Origin of the sequence: Cryobacterium sp. N19 (genome assembly GCF_002929595.1) — a bacterium.
Lineage (GTDB): Bacteria > Actinomycetota > Actinomycetes > Actinomycetales > Microbacteriaceae > Cryobacterium > Cryobacterium flavum.
The window spans coordinates 203,573-221,249 of the sequence record NZ_PJJR01000052.1 but is presented as its reverse complement, the minus strand read 5'-3'; the positions used below and the strand labels follow the sequence as shown (position 1 = coordinate 221,249).

Below are 17,677 nucleotides of genomic sequence, written 5' to 3'. Positions count from 1 at the left end.
TCTGCACAGAAAATGAGTGATCTGCCGGCCTCGGCGGCGAATTTTTGTTACCGCCATCCGGGGCGGCAGAGCTTCATTCTGTGCCAGCGTTGCGGCCGCACCATCTGCGCCGAATGCCAAACCCAGGCCGCTGTCGGGGTCATCTGCCCCGAGTGCATGAAGGAACAGCGCAAGAACGCACCCCGCACCAAACCGGCGGTGCTCACCCGACTGACCGCCGGGAAGCCTGCCGTGACGTATTCCATAATTGGAATAACGCTCGTCGTGTACCTTCTGCAGTTCGTTTTCGGTAATCAGATCACCAACCTGCTGATCTACGCAGGCTTCTTCTCCCAGCCCGGCAGTTTTGAACCCTGGCGCATGCTCACCACCGCCCTCGCACACGGTTCTATCTTCCACGTGCTGCTGAATATGTACACGCTGTGGATCTTCGGGCAGCTCCTGGAACCTCTGCTCGGCCGGGGCCGCTACTTGGCGCTGTATCTGCTGAGTGCGCTGGCCGGTTCACTCGGGGTGCTGTTTTTGGCGGATCCCTCCACTCCCGTGGTGGGGGCATCCGGTGCGATCTTCGGCCTGATGGGCGCGTTCCTGGTGATTCAACGCCGACTCGGCGGCAATGCCACCCAGTTGCTCGTGCTGGTCGGTATCAACCTCGTGATCGGGTTCATTCCAGGCCTGAATATTGCCTGGCAGGCGCACGTCGGCGGAATCATCGGCGGTGCGGTGCTCGGCCTCATCTTCGTGCAGACCCGGCGCATCCGTCAGAAGCCCCTGCAGGTGGGGCTGATCGGCGCGTTCGCCGCCCTGTTGGTGCTGCTGAGCTTCGCGCGCTTCTTCGTGAGTTAACCGACCGAGCGCTGCGCGAGGGCGAGTTATCCACAGGTCTATCCACATGGGGATAATTACACCCGTGTCATTACCCTTGTTATTACGCCGTGGTGACGCAGCGGTAACGGATCAACGTTCATTGGCCGAACAGTTGGTGCAGGGTCGCCGGACTAACGCCAGCGCGTGGTCATCAGGAAGCCGATGAAGGCGATCCCGAAGCCGACCAGAATGTTCATGGCGCCAAGCCCCGCAATGGGAAGCTGGCTGCCGCTGACGTAGAACACGATGATCCAGGCCAGGCCGAGGAGCATGAAACCGAACATGACCGGCTTGAACCAGACGGCATTGGGCGCGTCCTCGTTCGAGCGGGCAACGTCGGTGCGGGCGGGCCGGGTGCGGGGATTCTTACGTGCCATTCTGCGATCCTAGCGTCTTCGCCTGTTTGAGTGGATTTGACGCGAGGTCTGGTACACGTTCAGGTCGGTAGACTCGCAGTATGTGTCCCCAGGCCGACGATCCCACCGAGATCGTCACCAAGCGCCCGCGCCGGGCGAAATCAGGCAAAATTAGCGTGCTCGGCGTGCTCGGCGAACTGCTCATCACTGCGGGCGCACTCGTGTTGCTGTTTTTGGGCTGGCAGCTTTGGTGGAATGACATGATCATGGCCAACTCGCAGTCCGATGCTGCCAGTCAGATCAGCCAGGACTGGATCCAACAGGACACGTCGACGCCCGAACCGGTGCCAACGACTGACCCGGTGCCAACGACTGACCCGGCAGAACCGAGTGCAGAACCTGCACCGGTTGACTACGGAGCACCAATGGTGGCTACCGCTCCGGCCAATGCCCAGGCATTCGCCGTGTTGTATGTGCCACGGTTCGGCGCTGACTATAACCGCACCATTGCTGAGGGCACTGGCCACGACGTTCTAAACAGCAACCGCCTGGGAATCGGGCACTACGACGGCACTCAGATGCCCGGTGGGGTGGGCAATTTCGCCATCGCCGCCCACCGCAGCGCCTTCGGCGGCGGCATGCATTTGATCAACGAACTTCAGCTCGGTGACGCCATCTATGTGCAGACCGCCGACGGCTATTACACCTACCGGTATCGCGATACCGAGTACGTGGCGCCCTCTCAGGTGCAGGTGCTGGCATCCGTTCCGAATAATCCCGACGCCACTGCTGTCGACCGGATCATCACCCTGACCAGCTGTAATCCGTTGTATTCCACCGCGGAACGCATCATCGCCTACGGCGTGTTCGAGTCGTGGCAGCCGCTTTCGGCCGGCGCACCGGCCGAACTCGCACCGATCATCGCAGCCCAGGGCTAGGAGGCTCCCATCTACGCAGCACTGTGGCGCATTCTTCCCGGGCCAATCTGGGTGCGCATCATTTTGGTTCTGATCCTGTTACTGGCGGTACTCGCCGTGCTTGCCACCTGGGTGTATCCCTGGATCGACGGCATTCTCAACAACCAGGAAGCGACGGTGGGCGGCCCATGACCCGTATTCTCGTGATCGACAACTACGACAGCTTTGTGTACACCCTCAATGGGTACCTCATGGAGCTCGGCGCTGAGACCGATGTCGTGCGCAACGACTCTTTTGACAAAGCGGATGCCGCCTCCCGCATTTCCGACTACGACGGCGTTCTGATCTCACCTGGTCCGGGCAAGCCGTCAGATGCTGGTGTGTCCATTGCCGTGGTCGAGGCGGCACTCGAGGCCGAACTTCCGCTTTTTGGCGTGTGCCTCGGGCACCAGGCCATCGCTGAGGCCTTCGGAGCTACGGTGACCAACGCTGAAGAGCTCATGCACGGCAAGACGTCGCTCATCACGCACGACGGCAGCGACTTCTATGAGGGTGTGCCCCAGCCGTTCACGGCCACCCGGTACCACTCGCTCGCCGTCGTCGCGTCGACCGTTCCGAGCGACCTCGTGGTGACGTCACGCACGCAGGGCGGCGTCATCATGGGGCTACGCCACGCATCCGCTCCCATTCTCGGTGTGCAATTTCACCCGGAATCGGTGCTGACCGAGGGCGGATACCGCATGCTCGGCAACTGGCTGGCCCTGACCGGCCTCGCGGGCGCCCAGGAGACCGCAAAGTCCCTGCATCCCCTGCTGCGCCTCACCTGACGTCTCCTTCTGCACGGGGCCCAGGCCCCGTCCAGCAGGAGCGGGAGGGGGCTAGGAGCCGGAGCAATAGGTGAGCGTGATGTCCGAGCGCTGGGGGACATCGCCCGGCGCCAGGGACTGCGCCTTGATCGGGGAACCGGACTCTTGGGCGCAGGTGGGATCGGGCTTGGAGACGGGCTCGAGGCCATTGCTGCTGACCAGATCGATCGCGGCGACGAGTGACTGACCGGTGAGATCCGTCAACGTGACCAGTCCGCTCGACACGATGTAGTTGATCGTGTCCCCGGCGAATTGCGCGGATGCCGCTGCCGGGTCGGTGCGCAGGACGACGTCGGTGGCCACGGTCGGCGAGTTCTCAGCGGTGACCGACCCGGAGACGAAACCGAGCGCTTCGATCGCGGCTTGGGCATCCGTTATCGTCTGGTTGGTGACATCGGGGACGACGACGGGCACCGGACCGGTCGAAACGAAGACCTTGATCACGTCGGACGGGTTGACGATGGTGCCGGCTGGCGGGTCTGTGCGAATGACCTGATCGGCGGGTACCGTGGTGCTCGACTCTTCGGCACGGGTGGCCGCGAGATCCAGGTCGAGGAGGGTGTTCTGGGCATCATCGTAGGTCTCGCCGGTGAGCGAGGGCACCTCGCGTGAGCTGTCGGGCAGTTCCACCGAGGGTTGCAGATTCGCCACCCAGATCATGACAGCCACGACAATAACGACGACGCAGACGATTCCGGCCCAGACCCAGATCACGGGAGGGCGACGCTGCGTGCGCACCATGGTCTGGTCTTCGGAGAGCTGTTTGAGGGCCAGGGCCGAGCCGGTGATGGCGGTGGGTGCTGCGCCGAACAGTCCGGCGCCGACCTCTTCGCCGGCATGATGGATGGGGATCTGGCCGGACCCGGCGGTCTCGACATCGTTGCGGAACTCGACGGCGCTCTGGTAGCGAGCAAAACGGTCCTTGGCCAGGGCGTGCAGCACGACCGAATCGAGGGCCGGAGACACGCGGGGGTTGATCGCGGACGGCTTGACCGGCGTCTCACTGACGTGCTGGTAAGCGACGGCCACGGGCGTATCACCGCGGAACGGCGGGCGGCCGGTGAGCATTTCGAACAGCACCACACCGGTCGAGTACAGGTCGGTGCGTGCATCGACGGACTCGCCCTTGGCCTGCTCGGGGGAGAAATAGGCGGCGGTTCCGAGGATCGCGGTGGTTTGGGCCACGGTCGTGGCGGAGTCGGAGATAGCTCGGGCGATACCGAAGTCCATCACCTTCACCTGGCCGGACTTGGTGATCATGATGTTGCCCGGCTTGATGTCGCGGTGTACGACTCCAGCCCGGTGTGAGTACTCTAGGGCGGTCAGTACCCCGTCGATGATGCGCACGGCCTCGATGGAATCGATCGGACCTTCCCCAATGATGTCCTTGAGCAGCCGACCGTCGACGTGTTCCATGACGATGAACGGAATCTGCGAGTCGTGGCCGGACTCATCGGTGACGGTCTCTTCGCCGGCGTCGAACACGCGCACGATCGTCGGGTGAGCCATGCGGGCTGCGGCCTGGGCCTCCTGACGGAAGCGGGTGCGAAAGGCCGGGTCAGCCGCAAGGGTCGACTTCAGCAGCTTGATCGCCACCGTGCGGCCGAGCCGGGAATCGGTGCCGATGTGCACGTCGGACATACCGCCACGGCCGAGCAGGGTGCCGACGCGATAGCGACCCGCGATCAAACGACCAGAGTCAGGCACTACAGCACTCCCCACAATCAGACACTGTATTCGGGACGGACACAGTGAGCGCTACTTTACCGCACGGCATGAGGGAGTTACTCCGTGACAGCTGGGTCGCCCGTGACTTTCACATCGACCGTGGGCGAGAACTCGGAGCTGACCTGACCACAGAAGTAGCGGAACTTGACCTTGAAATTCTCGGTTCCAGCGGTGATGGTGCCCGTCGTCGTTTCCGCGTTGGTCGGGTTCGCCGACGTGATGACGGCGGCACCGCCCTCGGTGGCGATTTCGTAACCGGCCAGGGTCTGGCCGGCCGGGCAGGTCTGCGCGTTCCAGCTGACCGTGACCGTACCGGCGGGGGCCGCAGGCGAGGGCGTCGCCGTCGGGGCCGACGTCGGCGTGCTCGGCGTTGCCACCGGGCCATAAACGGTGAGGACCACGGTGGTGCCAGCCGGAACCGGACCGGTGGGGTTCACCCGGTAGACCTTGTCGACGTTGTCACTGGTCTCGGCGGCATTGCCCGTGGCGATGTCAGCCACGAAGCCCATGTCGACGAGCAAAGCTGCGGCTTCGGCGCTTGGCTTGCCGACGAAGTCGTCGGGATTGACCGAGGTGTTGGTGGGGGTCGGAGTGGGTGTCGGGCTCGGAGTCGGTGTGGGAGACGGCTTGGGCGTGGTCGAGGGTGTCGCCGACGTCGCTGCCGGCACCGGCGTCTCGTTGTTCTGGGTGAACAGCGCGATGAGCGTGCCGGTGAGCACGATTACGAGCAGGGCGACGAGGGCGATGAGTGGCCAGGTCCACTTGCTGCGTTTCTTCTTCTCCGCTTCGGCGGCTGCTGCAGCGGATGCCCGGGTGATGGGGGAACCAGTGGCCGGAAGGATGGTCGTGGCTTGGTCGTTTCCGGCGCCGGGCATGAGCATGGTGGCGCTGGTGGCACTGAGCCCGCCCAGAACGGATGGCACGGCCACGGCAGCCGCGGCCACGTCACCACGACGCAGAGCGGATGCAGCGCGCGCCAGGTGGGCAGCCGACGCCGGCCGGTCGGCCGGGTTCTTGGCCAGGCAGGCGAACACCAGGTTGCGCACCGGCTCGGAGACGGTCACCGGGAGGTCAGGAGCGATCTCATTGATCTGTGCCATGGCGATGGCGACCTGCGACTCGCCCGTGAAAGGACGTCGGCCGGCGAGGGACTCGTACGCGACGATGCCGATGGAGTAGATGTCGGTGGTCGGTGACGCCGGGTGTCCGCTGGCCTGCTCGGGTGAGAGGTACTGCACGGTGCCCATGACCTGGCCGGTCGCGGTGAGCGGAACCTGGTCGGCGATGCGGGCGATACCGAAGTCGGTGATCTTGACCCGGCCCTCCGGCGTGATCAGCAGGTTACCGGGCTTGATGTCGCGGTGTACGAGACCGGCGGCGTGGGCAGCGTGCAGCGCGGCCGAAGTCTGCGCGACGATGTCGAGCACCTTGTCGGTCGGCAGCACGTGCTCGCGCTCGAGGATGGTGGACAGGGCTTCGCCGGGCACGAGTTCCATGACCAGGAAAGCACTGCCGTCTTCTTCGCCGTAGTCGAAGACATTCGCGATGCCTTCGTGGTTGACGAGAGCGGCGTGGCGGGCTTCGGCGCGGAAGCGCTCGAGAAAGCCCGGGTCGCCGAGGTACTCGTCCTTCAAAATCTTGATGGCGACGCTGCGTCCGATGACGAGGTCGGTGGACTTCCACACCTCGCCCATGCCGCCAATCGCAATGCGCGATTGCAGCTCGTATCGTCCCCCGAAGGTGAGGCCTGCTGTGGGTCTCATTTGTTAAGCACCGCCTCTAGTACTTTCTGTGCGACAGGTGCGGCAAGTTTGTTGCCGAACCCGGTTTGTCCTTCTCCCCCGCCGTTCTCGACGAGAACGGTGATGGCATACTGCGGGTCGTTCGCCGGTGCGAAACCGGTGAACCACAACGTGAATGGATCGGTTGATCCGTTCTGAGCCGTGCCTGTTTTTCCCGCCACGTCGACCCCGTCTATTCTTGCATTGCTTGCAGCGCCATCCTGAACGCCGTTGATCATCATCGCGGTGATCGTCGCGGCAGTTTCTTCGCTCATCACCCGTCCGAGTTCGACCGGTTTGAAGGTTTCGATGGCGCTGAGGTTGGGCGCGAGAATTTCCTGCACCAGGTTAGGGGCCATTACGACGCCGCCGTTGGCGATGGCGCCGCTGACCATGGCCATCTGCAGCGGCGTTACCTGCACGTCGAACTGGCCGAACGCCGACTGCGCGGTCTGCGGATCGTCGAGCCCACGCGGATACACGCTCCCGGCGACGTTCATGGGAATGCTGTAGCTGCTGTTGAAGCCGAATTTCTCGGCTGTCTCACGAATAGCGGTGTCACCGAGTTCGACGCCGAGTTCGGCGAACGGAATATTGCAGGACAACCGGAGCGCTGTGGCCAGGGTGACCGTGTCACCTGCGCCGCAGGTGCCCCCGCTGGAGTTTTCGATCTTGCTCGTGGTGCCGGGCGCCGTGTAGACGGCCACGTTGGGAAAGGTGCTTTCCGGGGTGTAGTCGCCCGATTCCAGGGCCGCTGTGGTGACGACGAGCTTGAACACCGACCCGGGAGGGTTGAGCGAATTGATCGCCCGGTCGATCAGTGGGTCGCTCGGATCGGCCAGCAACGCTTCGTAGCTGGCCGTGACCTCGGCATTGTTGTGCACGGTGAGCAGGTTCGGGTTGAAACTCGGCTTGGACACCATGGCCAGGATACGGCCGGTGGCCGGCTCGGTGACGACGACCGATCCGGTGTAATCGCCGAGGGCATCCCAGGCGGCCTGCTGGGCTATCGGATCGATCGTGACCTCGACGGCTGCGCCCTTCGGGTCCTGGCCGGTGACCAGGGCGCTGATCTTGTCAAAGAACTGCGAGTTGGAGGTCCCGGTGAGTTCGGCGTTGAGGGCGAACTCGAGGCCGGTCGGTTCGCCGTTGATCGGGATATACCCGGTGATCGGTGCGTACAGCTCTGGATTGGTATAGGTGCGCAAGAATTTGTAGTCGTCGTCGGCCGGCATCGACTGCGCGATCGGTTCCCCGGCGACGAGGATGGCGCCGCGCTCAACCTGGTAGCTGTCGTAGAGCGTGCGGGTATTGCGCGGGTCGGCCGACAGATTGTCGGCCTGGAAGGCCTGCACGACCGAGGTCGAGCTGAGCAGGGCGACGAACATCAGCATCACGACGATGCTGACGCGTTTGAGTTCGCGGTTCACTTAGACCACCAGCCTGGGTTGGTTGCGCACGGTGTCGGAGAGCCGCAGCAGCAGGGCCGCGATGATCCAGTTGGCCACGAGCGATGAGCCGCCGGCGGCCAGGAACGGCGTGGTCAGACCGGTCAGCGGAATGACCCGGGTGACACCGCCGATGACGATGAAGCACTGCAGTGCAACGACAAAGGCGAGGCCGACAGCGAGGAGCTTGCCGAAGTCATCCTGTCCGGCGAAGCCGATGCGGAAGCCCCGAGCCACGAACAGTAGGTAGAGGGCGAGGATGCCGAACAGCCCGGCGAGCCCGAGTTCCTCGCCGAGGCTCGCGATGATGTAGTCACTCTGCGGTACCGGAGTGATTTCCGGGCGGCCCTGGCCCCAGCCGGTGCCGAGCAGCCCACCCTTGGCGAGGCCGAACAGGCCCTGCACCAGCTGAAAGCTGCCCCCCTTCGCCTCGTAGACGTCTGGATTCAGAGCATCCAGCCAGTTGGTGAACCGGCCGTTGACGTAGTCCAGGGTCTGGCTGGCCAGTAGCGCGCCGCCGAGAAAGAGACCCATGCCCAGGATGACCCAGCTCAGTCGACCGGTGGCGAGGTAGAGCATGACCAGGAACAGGCCGAAGTAGAGCAGGGCGGTGCCGAGGTCGCGCTGAAAGATGATGACTGACATCGACAGGGCCCAGACGATGAGAATCGGTCCGAGGTCGCGAAAGCGGGGAAACCGGGCGCCGAGAAACTTTTTGCCGACCATGGAGAGACTGTCTCGGTTGCGCACGAGATAGCCGGCGAAGAACACGGCGAGGGCGATCTTGGCGATCTCACCGGGCTGGAAGGTGCCGAAATTGCCGAAGCTGATCCACACCCTGGCGCCGCTGATCTCCTTGCCGAGGCCCGGAACGAGCGGAAGAAAGAGCAGGAGCACACCGACGAGACCGGCAATGTAGGTGTACCGAAACAGCACACGGTGGTTGCGGATGACCAGCAGCACGACGATGGCACTGAAAATAGCCAGGGCACTCCAGACCGTCTGGCGCACGGCCGCGCTCTCCCAACCGCCCTGTTTGTCGGCGATATCGATGCGGTAGATCATGGCGATACCGATGCCATTGAGCACCGTGGCGATCGGCAGGATGAACGGGTCGGCATCGCGGGCGACAAAGCGCAGCACAATGTGCAGGGTGATCACCAGGGCCGACAGGCCGGCGCCGAGCAGCACGAGGGTCGGGTCCAGCTCGCCGAGGGCACCGAGTTGTACGAGCACGACCGCGCTGGCGTTGATGAAGCACGCGATCAGCAGCAGGAACAGTTCGAGGTTGCGCAGTTTCTGCGGGAGGCGCAGGCGACGCACCGGCTCGGTTGCCGTCGGACGCGCCGTTTGAGCGGATGCCTTACTCAACGATGGCCCCCTTCAGTCGCTCGATGATGGCCAGGGCGTCGTCCAGTGAACCGGCATTGATGGTCTGCTCCACCTGCTGGCGGTCATAGACGCGCAGGTCGGACAGGCTCAGCTCGGTGTCTTCGTAGACGCTGGACAGTTTGATCGGACCAATGTCCTGCTGCACGCCCTGATAGATGGCGACGTTCGAACCGTCGACGCCCACGTAGTAGCGGGTCTGGGTCCACTGGTAGCCGATGATCGTGGTCGTGACGATGCTGAGCACCAGCAGAATGACACCGACCAGCCAGGTGACCTTGCGGCGGCGCGCGCGGCGGGCATCCTCTTCGATCAGTTCGGACAGGTAATCCTGCGAATCGGGCTCGAAGTGGGTTTCCCGCACCGGGTGCAGGCGCAGGGCCGGGATGCGCAGGGCACGGTTGCGGCCCGGTTCCTCACCGAAGGCGAGCGGATTCGCGGCGGAACCGACGATGACCGGGCTGTCTGTGCGCGCGGAGCCGTCGCCCGCGCCGATGTCGACGATGACCACGGTGACGTTGTCGGGGGCGCCGCCGTCGAGGCTCTCCTTGACCAGCAGGTCGGCGACATCCTGCGCGCTGGCACCGCTCGCCAGAGCGGAGGCTATGGCGGTGTGCGAGACGACGCCGGTGAGGCCGTCGGAGCAAAGCAGCCAGCGGTCGCCGTCGATCGTGGCCAGAATCGAAGTGTCGATTTCGGGACTCGCCTCGACATCGCCGAGTACGCGCATGAGCACAGAGCGGCGCGGATGCACCATGGCCTCGGCCTCGGTGATGCGCCCGCTGTCAACGAGGCGCTGCACGAAGGTGTGGTCGATGGTGATCTGGGAGAGTTCACGCTCGCGCAGCAGGTAGATGCGCGAGTCGCCGATGTGGGCGATTGCCACCTCGTTCTCGAGCACCACGATGGCACTGACCGTCGTGCCCATGCCGGTGAGTTCGGCGTGTTCGAAGACCGTCTCGGCCAGCTGGGCGTTGGCACCGATCAGGGCGGCCTGCAGAGCGAATTCGGCGTCCTGCGCGCTCGCATAGTGCTTGTCGGCCTCGATGATGCGTTTGGTGGCGATCGACGACGCGACGTCGCCGCCGGCGTGGCCACCCATGCCGTCGGCGACCACAAACAGGCTGCGACCGGCGTACCCGGAGTCCTGGTTGTTGGAGCGAATCTTGCCGACGTGAGACGCGGCTGCGCTATGACTGACCGTCGCCATGACCTACCGCCGAAGCTCGAAGCTGGTGGCGCCGATCTTCACGGTGGCGTTCAGGGGAATTTTGGTCGGCACGGTGACGCGGGAGCCGGCCAGGAAGGTGCCGTTAGTGGAATCCAGGTCTTGCAGCATCCACTCGTCGTTCCAGAGCATGAGACGCGCGTGGTGCGTGGAGGTGTAATCGTCGCGGATGACCAGGCTGGAGTCGCTCGAACGACCGATGGTGATGGTTTCGGCGCCGAGCGGAAACTCCGTGCCGGCCTTCGGGCCGCTCGTGATGACCAGGCGGGTGGTGTTCTGGGCAGTCGCCCTTCCCCCGTCTGCCCCTGAATTCCCGCCCGCCGGGCTGGCGCGCGCGACCGGCGGCGTGAAGGCGTCAGCGGCAGCGGGGGCAGCGACGGGGCCGGGGACGACGGCGGGAACAGCGGATGCCGGGAATGCGGCGGCGGGGGCGGCGGCATCCGTTTTCATCTTGCGCACGCGCTGGCCGAACAGGTCACTGCGCAGGGCGTAGACGATGCCGAAGATGAACATCCAAAGCAAGAGCAGAAAGCCGATGCGCAGCACCAGCAGGGTCAGTTCGCTGACGTTCATGTGTTCGGCCCCCAGAATCCGCCCATATCGTGGCGTTCGGTGGGCGGGTCGGCCGGCGGCGCGGCGCGCGGGTACTCGCGGGAGTCTGGTGAGGCCTGGGCGAGCACGCGGAACACGATGCGGGTGCGACCGATGGTGACGACCGAGTCGGGCTCGAGGATGGCCTGGCTGACCGGGGCGCCATTGAGCTGGGAGCCGTTGGTGGAGCCGAGGTCACGCACCTGGGCGCGCGAGCCGTCCCAGAGGATTTCGACGTGGCGACGCGAGGTGCCGGTGTCGTCGACGGTGATGTCGGCGTCGGAGCCACGGCCGATCACGGTGCGGGCCTTGACCAGGGGGTGCCGGGTGCCGTTGATGTCGAGCACCGGGCTCCAGGCGACGTTGCTCTTGACCGAGCTGGAGTCGATCTGCACCATGCCCTCGCTGAGGCTGCGGTCGTCTTGCAGGGTGATATCGATGCCGCCGGTGAACTGGTAGCGCTGCTCGGTGCCGTGCTTTTGCACGAGGGCGGTGAGCTCGTCAATGAGGGTGACGCCGAGCGCGCTCATGCGGGTGTAGTCGGTGTGGGACATGCGCACGGTAAAGCGATTGGGCGCGAGGATGCGATCCCGCGCGACGACAGCGGCCTTGGTGTCGAGCTCACGACGCAGCGCGGAGGTTATTTCCACCGGCTGCAAGCCCGATCGAAAGGTCTTGGCGAACGCTCCGTTGACGGCGCGCTCCAAGCCTTTTTCAAAGTTATCCAGTATGCCCACAGGTCTCCCGATCCGGTCCGTTTGGCTATGAGCATGTTACTTGTCTCGGGCGACAACCCACCTTCAGGGCGCAAACGGCACGAACAGCCATACTACCCGCGGAGGGTCCCGGACCGAATTCGGGGCCCATTATGGGCATTCCGTGGGTATTTTTCGATAGGTGGCGGGGAGCGGATGCTGCGCGGCCGTTTCGGGCGGTGGCATCCGTTCTCTCCGAGGCTGGCCGAGGCGGGCATCCGTTGTGCCCGCGCCCGATAGGCGGGCTCTCCTGATGGTCGCGCCCGATACCGGTGGGCGCTGCAGTAATTACCGGCGCGGCTACCAATTTCGGGCGCAGTCATGGCTGCGGGGGCCGAGATTGGGCCGATTCAGCCCCCGGACCCGCGCGGCGCGCCGTCGAATGGCGCTGACCCCCCTCGCAGTGTTAGCATTCCTAAGTTCGCGCGAGTGGCGGAATTGGCAGACGCGCTGGCTTCAGGTGCCAGTGTTCGAAAGGACGTAGGGGTTCAAGTCCCCTCTCGCGCACTCTGGGTGTTTCAGGAAATTGAAGTCTCGTTTTCGTGAAATCCAAGCGAACAGGCCGGTTGAGTAGAAATACTCGGCCGGCCTTCGGTTTTTAACGGTGTTGGCGGGGCTGACCGGGCCGGTCGAGGCGGGGGTGACCTCTTAAATAGGAAAAGGCCTGCGGGTGGGCAGGCTGAAGTTTTCGGTGCGCGGGTGGTTAGTGCTGGAGGAGGATGAGGTCACCCCATTGGTTTTGCAGCCCGAGATCAGTCTTCTTATAGTCGATGACGAGCTCGCAGCCGCGAAGCCTCAACGGAATTTGAAAGTTGCGGGCCCTTTCCCCGTTGTAGGCACGGTCGACGATGACTAGGCCGCTGGTGAAGCCGAGGCGTTGGTGGGAGTCGACGAGCTTTGCGCCGTGCCCGATGATTTCTCCCGGCCGGTGAAAACCGACGGCGGTGATGAGTGAGGGGAACAGCATGTTCTGGCCGGGCTTGTCCCAGACCATGACGCTGATTTCGAGTTCGTAGCCGGCCTTATCGGTTTTGGCACCCAGGCCGCCGTGGCTGCCTTCGCGCCGGTAGCGTCCGGAGTGGGAGTCGGCATTGCCGCGCCGCAGGGTCGGGTCGGTCGGGTTGGGTCGACCGGTTCCCGGAATCAGAGTCGCGTCGGCGGCGATGTTGCCGGTGTATTTGGCCCAGATGTCTGCGGGCAGCATGCGCACGCTGGTGTGGAGGAGTTGTTCGCAGAGCCAGTCCAGGCGCTCAAGATTGCGTGCAGACTTTCGTGTGGCCTTCGGCGTTGCTTGCTTCGTGAGCAATTTCGCATAGGCCTTCGGCTTCAACCGCTTATTGCGGGGACCGGGGTAGGGGTCGATGAGAGCCATCATACGATTCGCTGAGCGCCACAGACGTTGGTACCAGTCATCGTGGTCGCCGGCGTGGTTTTGTATTCCGAGCAGGGCAAATTCTTCGTCGTGGAAGTGCACGTCGAGGGTTTCCGCGATGCGGTGATAGTTGATGCCGTACCCCAGTTGCACGTGCAGGAGAAAGAGCACGAGCACAGCGCGAAAAGGGATGGTTGGTTTGACGCCGGCGTTTGATTTCAAGCGCGCGTATCGCCACTCGATAAGTTTGGTCACGACGCCGGAGTTGTCGACGATGCGGATGGCGTTGTTGAGGTAGGCGCGTGAGACGGGGCCGCGGGCGCGTTCGCGCTTGTAGTCCAGTCGGGTCATGCCGAACGTGGACTGCATCCGTTCCTCCAGAAGCGCGGCATCCGAGGTTGACGCGCTCACTGTATAACCGTCCCGCGCAGCTGTGCGCGATAGGAGGCAACATCGAGTGCTTGGACATGCTCCAGGTAGCGTGGCAGGTTTTCAAACTTCTCCACACCGAGAGCGCGAGTGAGCTCCTTGATGCGGGTGCCAGCCTGAAGGTGGGTAACAATCCAGGTCGCGCGCAGCCGGTCACTGCGGGGGCGGAATTTGTCGCTGGTCTCATTCGCCTTGGCAAATTCCGCATCGTGGACACTGTGTCTCACAGCATCGGAGACACTTGCGGCGGTGATACTGGCTCGCTGCCTTGTGCCTGACTGACAATGCCTATAAGCTCCAAAAGTCGGGGGGACAGCTTAGATCACATATAGACCGAGGTCGCAACGCAGCACCCTCGGACCAAATTATATTCTTTAAATAGCTGGTGGATAGCTGTTTTTGTGCAAAAATATCGCGCAGACGTGCATGATTGTGCCGAATCTTTCCGGAGGAATACCTTCGTTCTGATCGCTCTCGACCCAACTGTGGGTAGCCGATTGCTACGGCTTGAGAGGGGGATTGCAGCCCACAACGTACCGAACCAGGTACCCTTGTCAGCTCGAAGCCACGCCAAAAGTCTTTGATGACCTCGCCGGCCGAACCGAGCACGCGGCAGGGCAGCCCTGCTAAATCCCGCCCGAGCAAATGAATGCTTAGACGGCCAACCCGCCAGGAGAACTGTTGTTAAACCTGCCCATTTTTACTTCATCAGTGTTGATCGGAGTTCCCGTGTTCTGGATTCTCTATACCGTCGGGTTTATGTGGGTGTCCCGGCATTGGGCGCGCGAAGACGAAGGGGGTCCGGAATGACTACCGAGATCAACTTCCTACTTTTCTACTTTTTAATTCTCATTGGCATTGGCATCTGGGCCATGCGCCGGGGCGCGGGTAAGGGCCTGGATAACTACCTGCTCGGGGGTCGAAGCATGGGGCCCGCTGTCACTGCCTTGACCTTGCAAAGCACATCCATGAGCGGGTATATGTTTCTTGGCGCTGGCTCGCTGGCCTACACCCAGGGTTATTGGAGCCTCTGGTACGCGCTCGGCGACCTCGGCGGCGGCGTGCTCAACATGTCCGTGCTGGGGCGGCGCATGCGCAAGCTGTCCCAAATCCTCGGGGCCGTCACCTCAATCGAATACCTGGAACGTCGCTATCCGTCGGCGCTCACTCGCATAATCGCCGCTCCGCTCGCACTGATATGCCTGTTCTTCTATGTTCTGGCGCAGTTCATTGCTGGCGGAAAGGGCTTGGCGCTGGTTACCGGCTTCTCCTATCCGCTCGCCCTCGGCATTGCCATCGGTGTCATCGTTCTATACACGTTCCTGGGCGGCTATCTCGCTGTGGCATACACGGATTTCTTTCAGGCGATCATCATGTTGATCGGGGTTCTGTGGGTTCTCTTCGCAGCGCTGGCCACCCTCGGCGGCCTTGGTGCTGCCAATGCGCGAATCGGTGAGATCGATTCCTCTCTGCTGACGATGTGGGGAAAAGACCTCGCAAATTACGGCCAGTGGGGGCTGATTATCGGGGCGCTGTTGGTGTTCTCGATCGGCTACCTGGGCTGGCCGCACGTGGTGACCCGGCACATGGCCATGAAGCGCCCGAGTGTCGCGCGCAAAGCCGGCGGTTACTCAATGCTCTTCAATATTCTTTTCGTTCCGGCCCCGTACCTCGTCGGCATCGTTGCTCTCCTGATCGTTCCGATCGGCACGGACCCGGAGATGGCCATCTTCGCCACCGCTCAGTTGTTGCTTCCCCCCGCCGTGGTAGGCATCGTCATGGCCGGCATTATGGCTGCCATCATGTCCACGGCGGATTCGATCCTGCTGCAAGCCGGTACCATTGCGAGTCGGGACATCTACCATCGCTTCATCAATAAGAAGATGAACGAGAAGAACATGGTGTGGGTTTCCCGCGGTATGGTGCTCGCCCTGGCCATCGTCGGATTCTTCATCGCCGTTTTTCAGCCTCCAGCGGTCTTCGCTCTCGTAATCTTCGCGACGACGATTCTGGGCAGCGCCTTTGTGCCTTGTTACGTGGCTGCCGTGTGGTGGAAGAAGGCGAACACCGTTGGGGCGATCTCCTCGATGATCGTGGGAACCGCCGTCCCAGTGGTCTGGGAGATCTTCAGCCTGGTTTCGCGCACGGGATTGGATTCGATGCTCGTAGGCATCGTCAGCTCCGTCACGGCGATGATTGTAGGCAGCCTGCTGACGCAGACGAGCTGCCCCGTCCCGGCACACATTCAGGCGGCCCTCGGCGAAACGGAGCGTCTCGGCCCGATCCCAGCCCAACTACTTAAGGGCCAAGATGTGATCATGGCGACGGAAGCGTCGGTCCGTTGAGCGCCGCGATACCGGTCGTCGGGCCACAACCAGCTCCGCCCACCACTGCCGACCAGCCGGCCCGTCGTATTCCCGCCGGTATCAGTCGCAATCGGGCTATCCGGCTCGTGCTGAACCGCGCTCCCGATCTCGTCTGCACGAACGCCCGCTTAGTGCACCATCCCTATGCCGGCTATGTCTACGCCGTTCAACAGCGAGCTTTCGGCCGAAGCATCTACGGAGTCGCCCATATCTTGGTCGACCGGTGCAGCGGCGGCACGAGCACGAGCGATCCTTGGCCCGATCCGGTTCTGATTGAACCGTGCGAAACACTGGATGCTGCTCCCGCAACGATCAGTAAAGAACACGCCGAGAACGATGCCCGGCAATGCGCGGTACGCACCGCTCTGCACCGACGTCGCGCCGTGATCCCGATCGAGGTCACAAGCGTCAGCAGAGACCCGTTGTTGTATAAGCCGAATTGGCTACTCGACTTGCAATTGCCCGCGGATGGCGGCACAGTGAAAGTCTTGGTCGACGCCTTGAACGGCGCCTATCATCTGGTGCCCGGTGGAGTCGTTCAGATCGAACCAACCGCCGCCGGGTAAGGACTAATTGCGCCTGTTCTCGATTACTTGGCTTCGCAGAATCCATCGGTAGGAAACGGCACCACGTTAGAGGATCGTCCCCATCACCTCCGCCATGTATATCCGAAAGCCCCAACTGTCGGCTCTGGCTGCTTGACTATCACCATGAACGCCCCCTTACTTTATCCTGCTGGATACAACGCCGATTTCCTTGAAATTCCTCTGCCGCTCCCCGTCCCTCCTGCGGGCACCCTGATTCGTGAACTGCTTTACACACATTTCACCGTGCTCCTCGACCCCGCGCGGCGCCTCGCGATCGCGATCGGCGTCAACATCGACGGGGATCAGCTCATTACTGTTGACCGGGGCGACGACTGGCACCTCGACTCGCGTGTCCCGGTCTACGAACAGGCCGGGGAGGGCGTCTACGCCAGAAACGATCTCGACCGCGGACACCTCGTCCGGCGACAGGACCCGGTCTGGGGCGACACAACGACAGCCAGGCGTGCGAATTACGATACCTTCGCCTACACCAACGCCGCCCCGCAAGCCGGAGCCTTTAACCAATCGAAAGAACTCCGGCTTGGCCTCGAGGACCACGTCCTCACCTACGCACGCACAAACGGTAATCGCATCAGCGTCTTCACCGCCCCCGTGCTCTCAACCCAGGACCCGATATACCGCGGCGTGAAGATTCCACAAGCGTTCTGGAAGATCGCGGCATGGACCACGACCACAAGAGGCTCCACCGCTCTTCACGCTGCCGGATTCGTCCTCGACCAAAGTCCACAGTTAGAAGACATCGACCTCGACACGGACCGCGCTCCAGCCCTCATGTACGGTAATCCCCCGCCGCTGGGGCCGTACCGCACCTACCAAGTACCCATCGTGGACATCACCGACCTCACCGGCCTCAACCTGGCCGCCCTATCTGACGCAGACGTATACGCCCCGGCCCCAGCTATCCGAGAAGACATCGACCGTCGAACGCGCTGGGTCGAACTGGTCGACACCGCAGGAATCCACCTCTAACCACACC

Annotated in this window: 16 protein-coding genes and 1 tRNA gene; 7 read left to right on the top strand and 10 right to left on the bottom strand. The window is 63.0% G+C overall.

The features are described from left to right. Positions 1-12: 12 nt before the first annotated feature. A complete protein-coding gene (locus tag CXY78_RS14590; protein WP_104089980.1) occupies positions 13-846 on the top strand; it encodes a rhomboid family intramembrane serine protease in 834 nt (277 codons plus the stop codon). A gap of 152 nt (positions 847-998) precedes the next feature. On the opposite strand, the gene CXY78_RS14585 is transcribed toward CXY78_RS14590, so the two are convergent. Then, positions 999-1,244, bottom strand: coding sequence for a cell division protein CrgA (locus CXY78_RS14585; RefSeq protein ID WP_092338388.1), 246 nt, complete (start codon positions 1,242-1,244; stop codon positions 999-1,001). Positions 1,245-1,324: 80 nt separating this feature from the next. On the opposite strand from CXY78_RS14585, the gene CXY78_RS14580 reads away from it, so the two are divergent. Both CXY78_RS14580 and CXY78_RS14575 read left to right on the top strand, forming a co-directional pair. Beyond that, on the top strand, positions 1,325-2,161 hold the full coding sequence (locus CXY78_RS14580; RefSeq protein ID WP_233206200.1) for a class E sortase: 837 nt from the start codon (positions 1,325-1,327) through the stop codon (positions 2,159-2,161). Between the two features lie 167 nt (positions 2,162-2,328). Then, the gene (locus CXY78_RS14575) at positions 2,329-2,967 is read left to right on the top strand and encodes an aminodeoxychorismate/anthranilate synthase component II (protein WP_092338390.1); all 639 of its coding nucleotides are present in this window, start codon (positions 2,329-2,331) and stop codon (positions 2,965-2,967) included. Positions 2,968-3,018: 51 nt separating this feature from the next. On the opposite strand, the gene pknB is transcribed toward CXY78_RS14575, so the two are convergent. From pknB to CXY78_RS14540, 7 genes are all read right to left on the bottom strand, one after another. Further along, complete coding sequence (gene pknB, locus CXY78_RS14570) at positions 3,019-4,713, bottom strand: Stk1 family PASTA domain-containing Ser/Thr kinase (RefSeq protein ID WP_104089979.1); 1,695 nt, start codon at positions 4,711-4,713, stop codon at positions 3,019-3,021. Positions 4,714-4,790: 77 nt separating this feature from the next. Beyond that, positions 4,791-6,497: a protein kinase gene (locus CXY78_RS14565; protein WP_104089977.1), complete on the bottom strand. Its 1,707-nt coding sequence runs from the start codon at positions 6,495-6,497 to the stop codon at positions 4,791-4,793. Beyond that, positions 6,494-7,945: a penicillin-binding protein 2 gene (locus tag CXY78_RS14560; protein WP_092338396.1), complete on the bottom strand. Its 1,452-nt coding sequence runs from the start codon at positions 7,943-7,945 to the stop codon at positions 6,494-6,496. Before CXY78_RS14560 ends, CXY78_RS14565 begins: the two co-directional genes overlap by 4 nt. After that, positions 7,946-9,334: an FtsW/RodA/SpoVE family cell cycle protein gene (locus CXY78_RS14555; protein WP_092338398.1), complete on the bottom strand. Its 1,389-nt coding sequence runs from the start codon at positions 9,332-9,334 to the stop codon at positions 7,946-7,948. Continuing rightward, a complete protein-coding gene (locus CXY78_RS14550; RefSeq protein ID WP_092338400.1) occupies positions 9,327-10,562 on the bottom strand; it encodes a PP2C family serine/threonine-protein phosphatase in 1,236 nt (411 codons plus the stop codon). Before CXY78_RS14550 ends, CXY78_RS14555 begins: the two co-directional genes overlap by 8 nt. A 3-nt stretch (positions 10,563-10,565) precedes the next feature. Beyond that, the gene (locus CXY78_RS14545; RefSeq protein ID WP_104089975.1) at positions 10,566-11,153 is read right to left on the bottom strand and encodes an FHA domain-containing protein; all 588 of its coding nucleotides are present in this window, start codon (positions 11,151-11,153) and stop codon (positions 10,566-10,568) included. Further along, on the bottom strand, positions 11,150-11,908 hold the full coding sequence (locus CXY78_RS14540) for a DUF3662 and FHA domain-containing protein (RefSeq protein ID WP_104089973.1): 759 nt from the start codon (positions 11,906-11,908) through the stop codon (positions 11,150-11,152). The genes CXY78_RS14545 and CXY78_RS14540 overlap by 4 nt, the downstream gene beginning before the upstream one ends. Before the next feature lie 441 nt (positions 11,909-12,349). Here CXY78_RS14540 and CXY78_RS14535 point away from each other — a divergent pair. Next, positions 12,350-12,433, top strand: a tRNA-Leu gene (locus CXY78_RS14535). 196 nt (positions 12,434-12,629) lie between these two features. Here CXY78_RS14535 and CXY78_RS14530 read toward each other — a convergent pair. Further along, positions 12,630-13,709 carry a hypothetical protein gene (locus CXY78_RS14530; RefSeq protein WP_140425718.1) on the bottom strand — a complete coding sequence of 360 codons (1,080 nt, stop codon included), beginning with the start codon at positions 13,707-13,709 and terminating at the stop codon, positions 12,630-12,632. After that, a complete protein-coding gene (locus tag CXY78_RS14525) occupies positions 13,706-13,954 on the bottom strand; it encodes a hypothetical protein (RefSeq protein ID WP_104089969.1) in 249 nt (82 codons plus the stop codon). Before CXY78_RS14525 ends, CXY78_RS14530 begins: the two co-directional genes overlap by 4 nt. A gap of 579 nt (positions 13,955-14,533) precedes the next feature. Between CXY78_RS14525 and CXY78_RS14520 the strand changes: the two genes are divergently transcribed. From CXY78_RS14520 to CXY78_RS14510, 3 genes are all read left to right on the top strand, one after another. After that, a complete protein-coding gene (locus tag CXY78_RS14520; protein ID WP_104089968.1) occupies positions 14,534-16,072 on the top strand; it encodes a sodium/proline symporter in 1,539 nt (512 codons plus the stop codon). Then, positions 16,069-16,659 carry a hypothetical protein gene (locus tag CXY78_RS14515; protein ID WP_104089966.1) on the top strand — a complete coding sequence of 197 codons (591 nt, stop codon included), beginning with the start codon at positions 16,069-16,071 and terminating at the stop codon, positions 16,657-16,659. Before CXY78_RS14520 ends, CXY78_RS14515 begins: the two co-directional genes overlap by 4 nt. A gap of 144 nt (positions 16,660-16,803) precedes the next feature. After that, the gene (locus CXY78_RS14510; protein WP_104089965.1) at positions 16,804-17,670 is read left to right on the top strand and encodes a DNA/RNA non-specific endonuclease; all 867 of its coding nucleotides are present in this window, start codon (positions 16,804-16,806) and stop codon (positions 17,668-17,670) included. Positions 17,671-17,677: the final 7 nt, after the last annotated feature.

What these genes read in the sequence shown, in the direction of transcription:
- CXY78_RS14590 (WP_104089980.1), top strand. Translation starts at nt 13, where the DNA reads ATGAGTGATCTGCCGGCCTCGGCGGCGAATTTTTGTTACCGCCATCCG.
- CXY78_RS14585 (WP_092338388.1), bottom strand. Translation starts at nt 1,244, where the DNA reads ATGGCACGTAAGAATCCCCGCACCCGGCCCGCCCGCACCGACGTTGCC.
- CXY78_RS14580 (WP_233206200.1), top strand. Translation starts at nt 1,325, where the DNA reads ATGTGTCCCCAGGCCGACGATCCCACCGAGATCGTCACCAAGCGCCCG.
- CXY78_RS14575 (WP_092338390.1), top strand. Translation starts at nt 2,329, where the DNA reads ATGACCCGTATTCTCGTGATCGACAACTACGACAGCTTTGTGTACACC.
- CXY78_RS14565 (WP_104089977.1), bottom strand. Translation starts at nt 6,497, where the DNA reads ATGAGACCCACAGCAGGCCTCACCTTCGGGGGACGATACGAGCTGCAA.
- CXY78_RS14550 (WP_092338400.1), bottom strand. Translation starts at nt 10,562, where the DNA reads ATGGCGACGGTCAGTCATAGCGCAGCCGCGTCTCACGTCGGCAAGATT.
- CXY78_RS14545 (WP_104089975.1), bottom strand. Translation starts at nt 11,153, where the DNA reads ATGAACGTCAGCGAACTGACCCTGCTGGTGCTGCGCATCGGCTTTCTG.
- CXY78_RS14520 (WP_104089968.1), top strand. Translation starts at nt 14,534, where the DNA reads ATGACTACCGAGATCAACTTCCTACTTTTCTACTTTTTAATTCTCATT.
- CXY78_RS14510 (WP_104089965.1), top strand. Translation starts at nt 16,804, where the DNA reads ATGAACGCCCCCTTACTTTATCCTGCTGGATACAACGCCGATTTCCTT.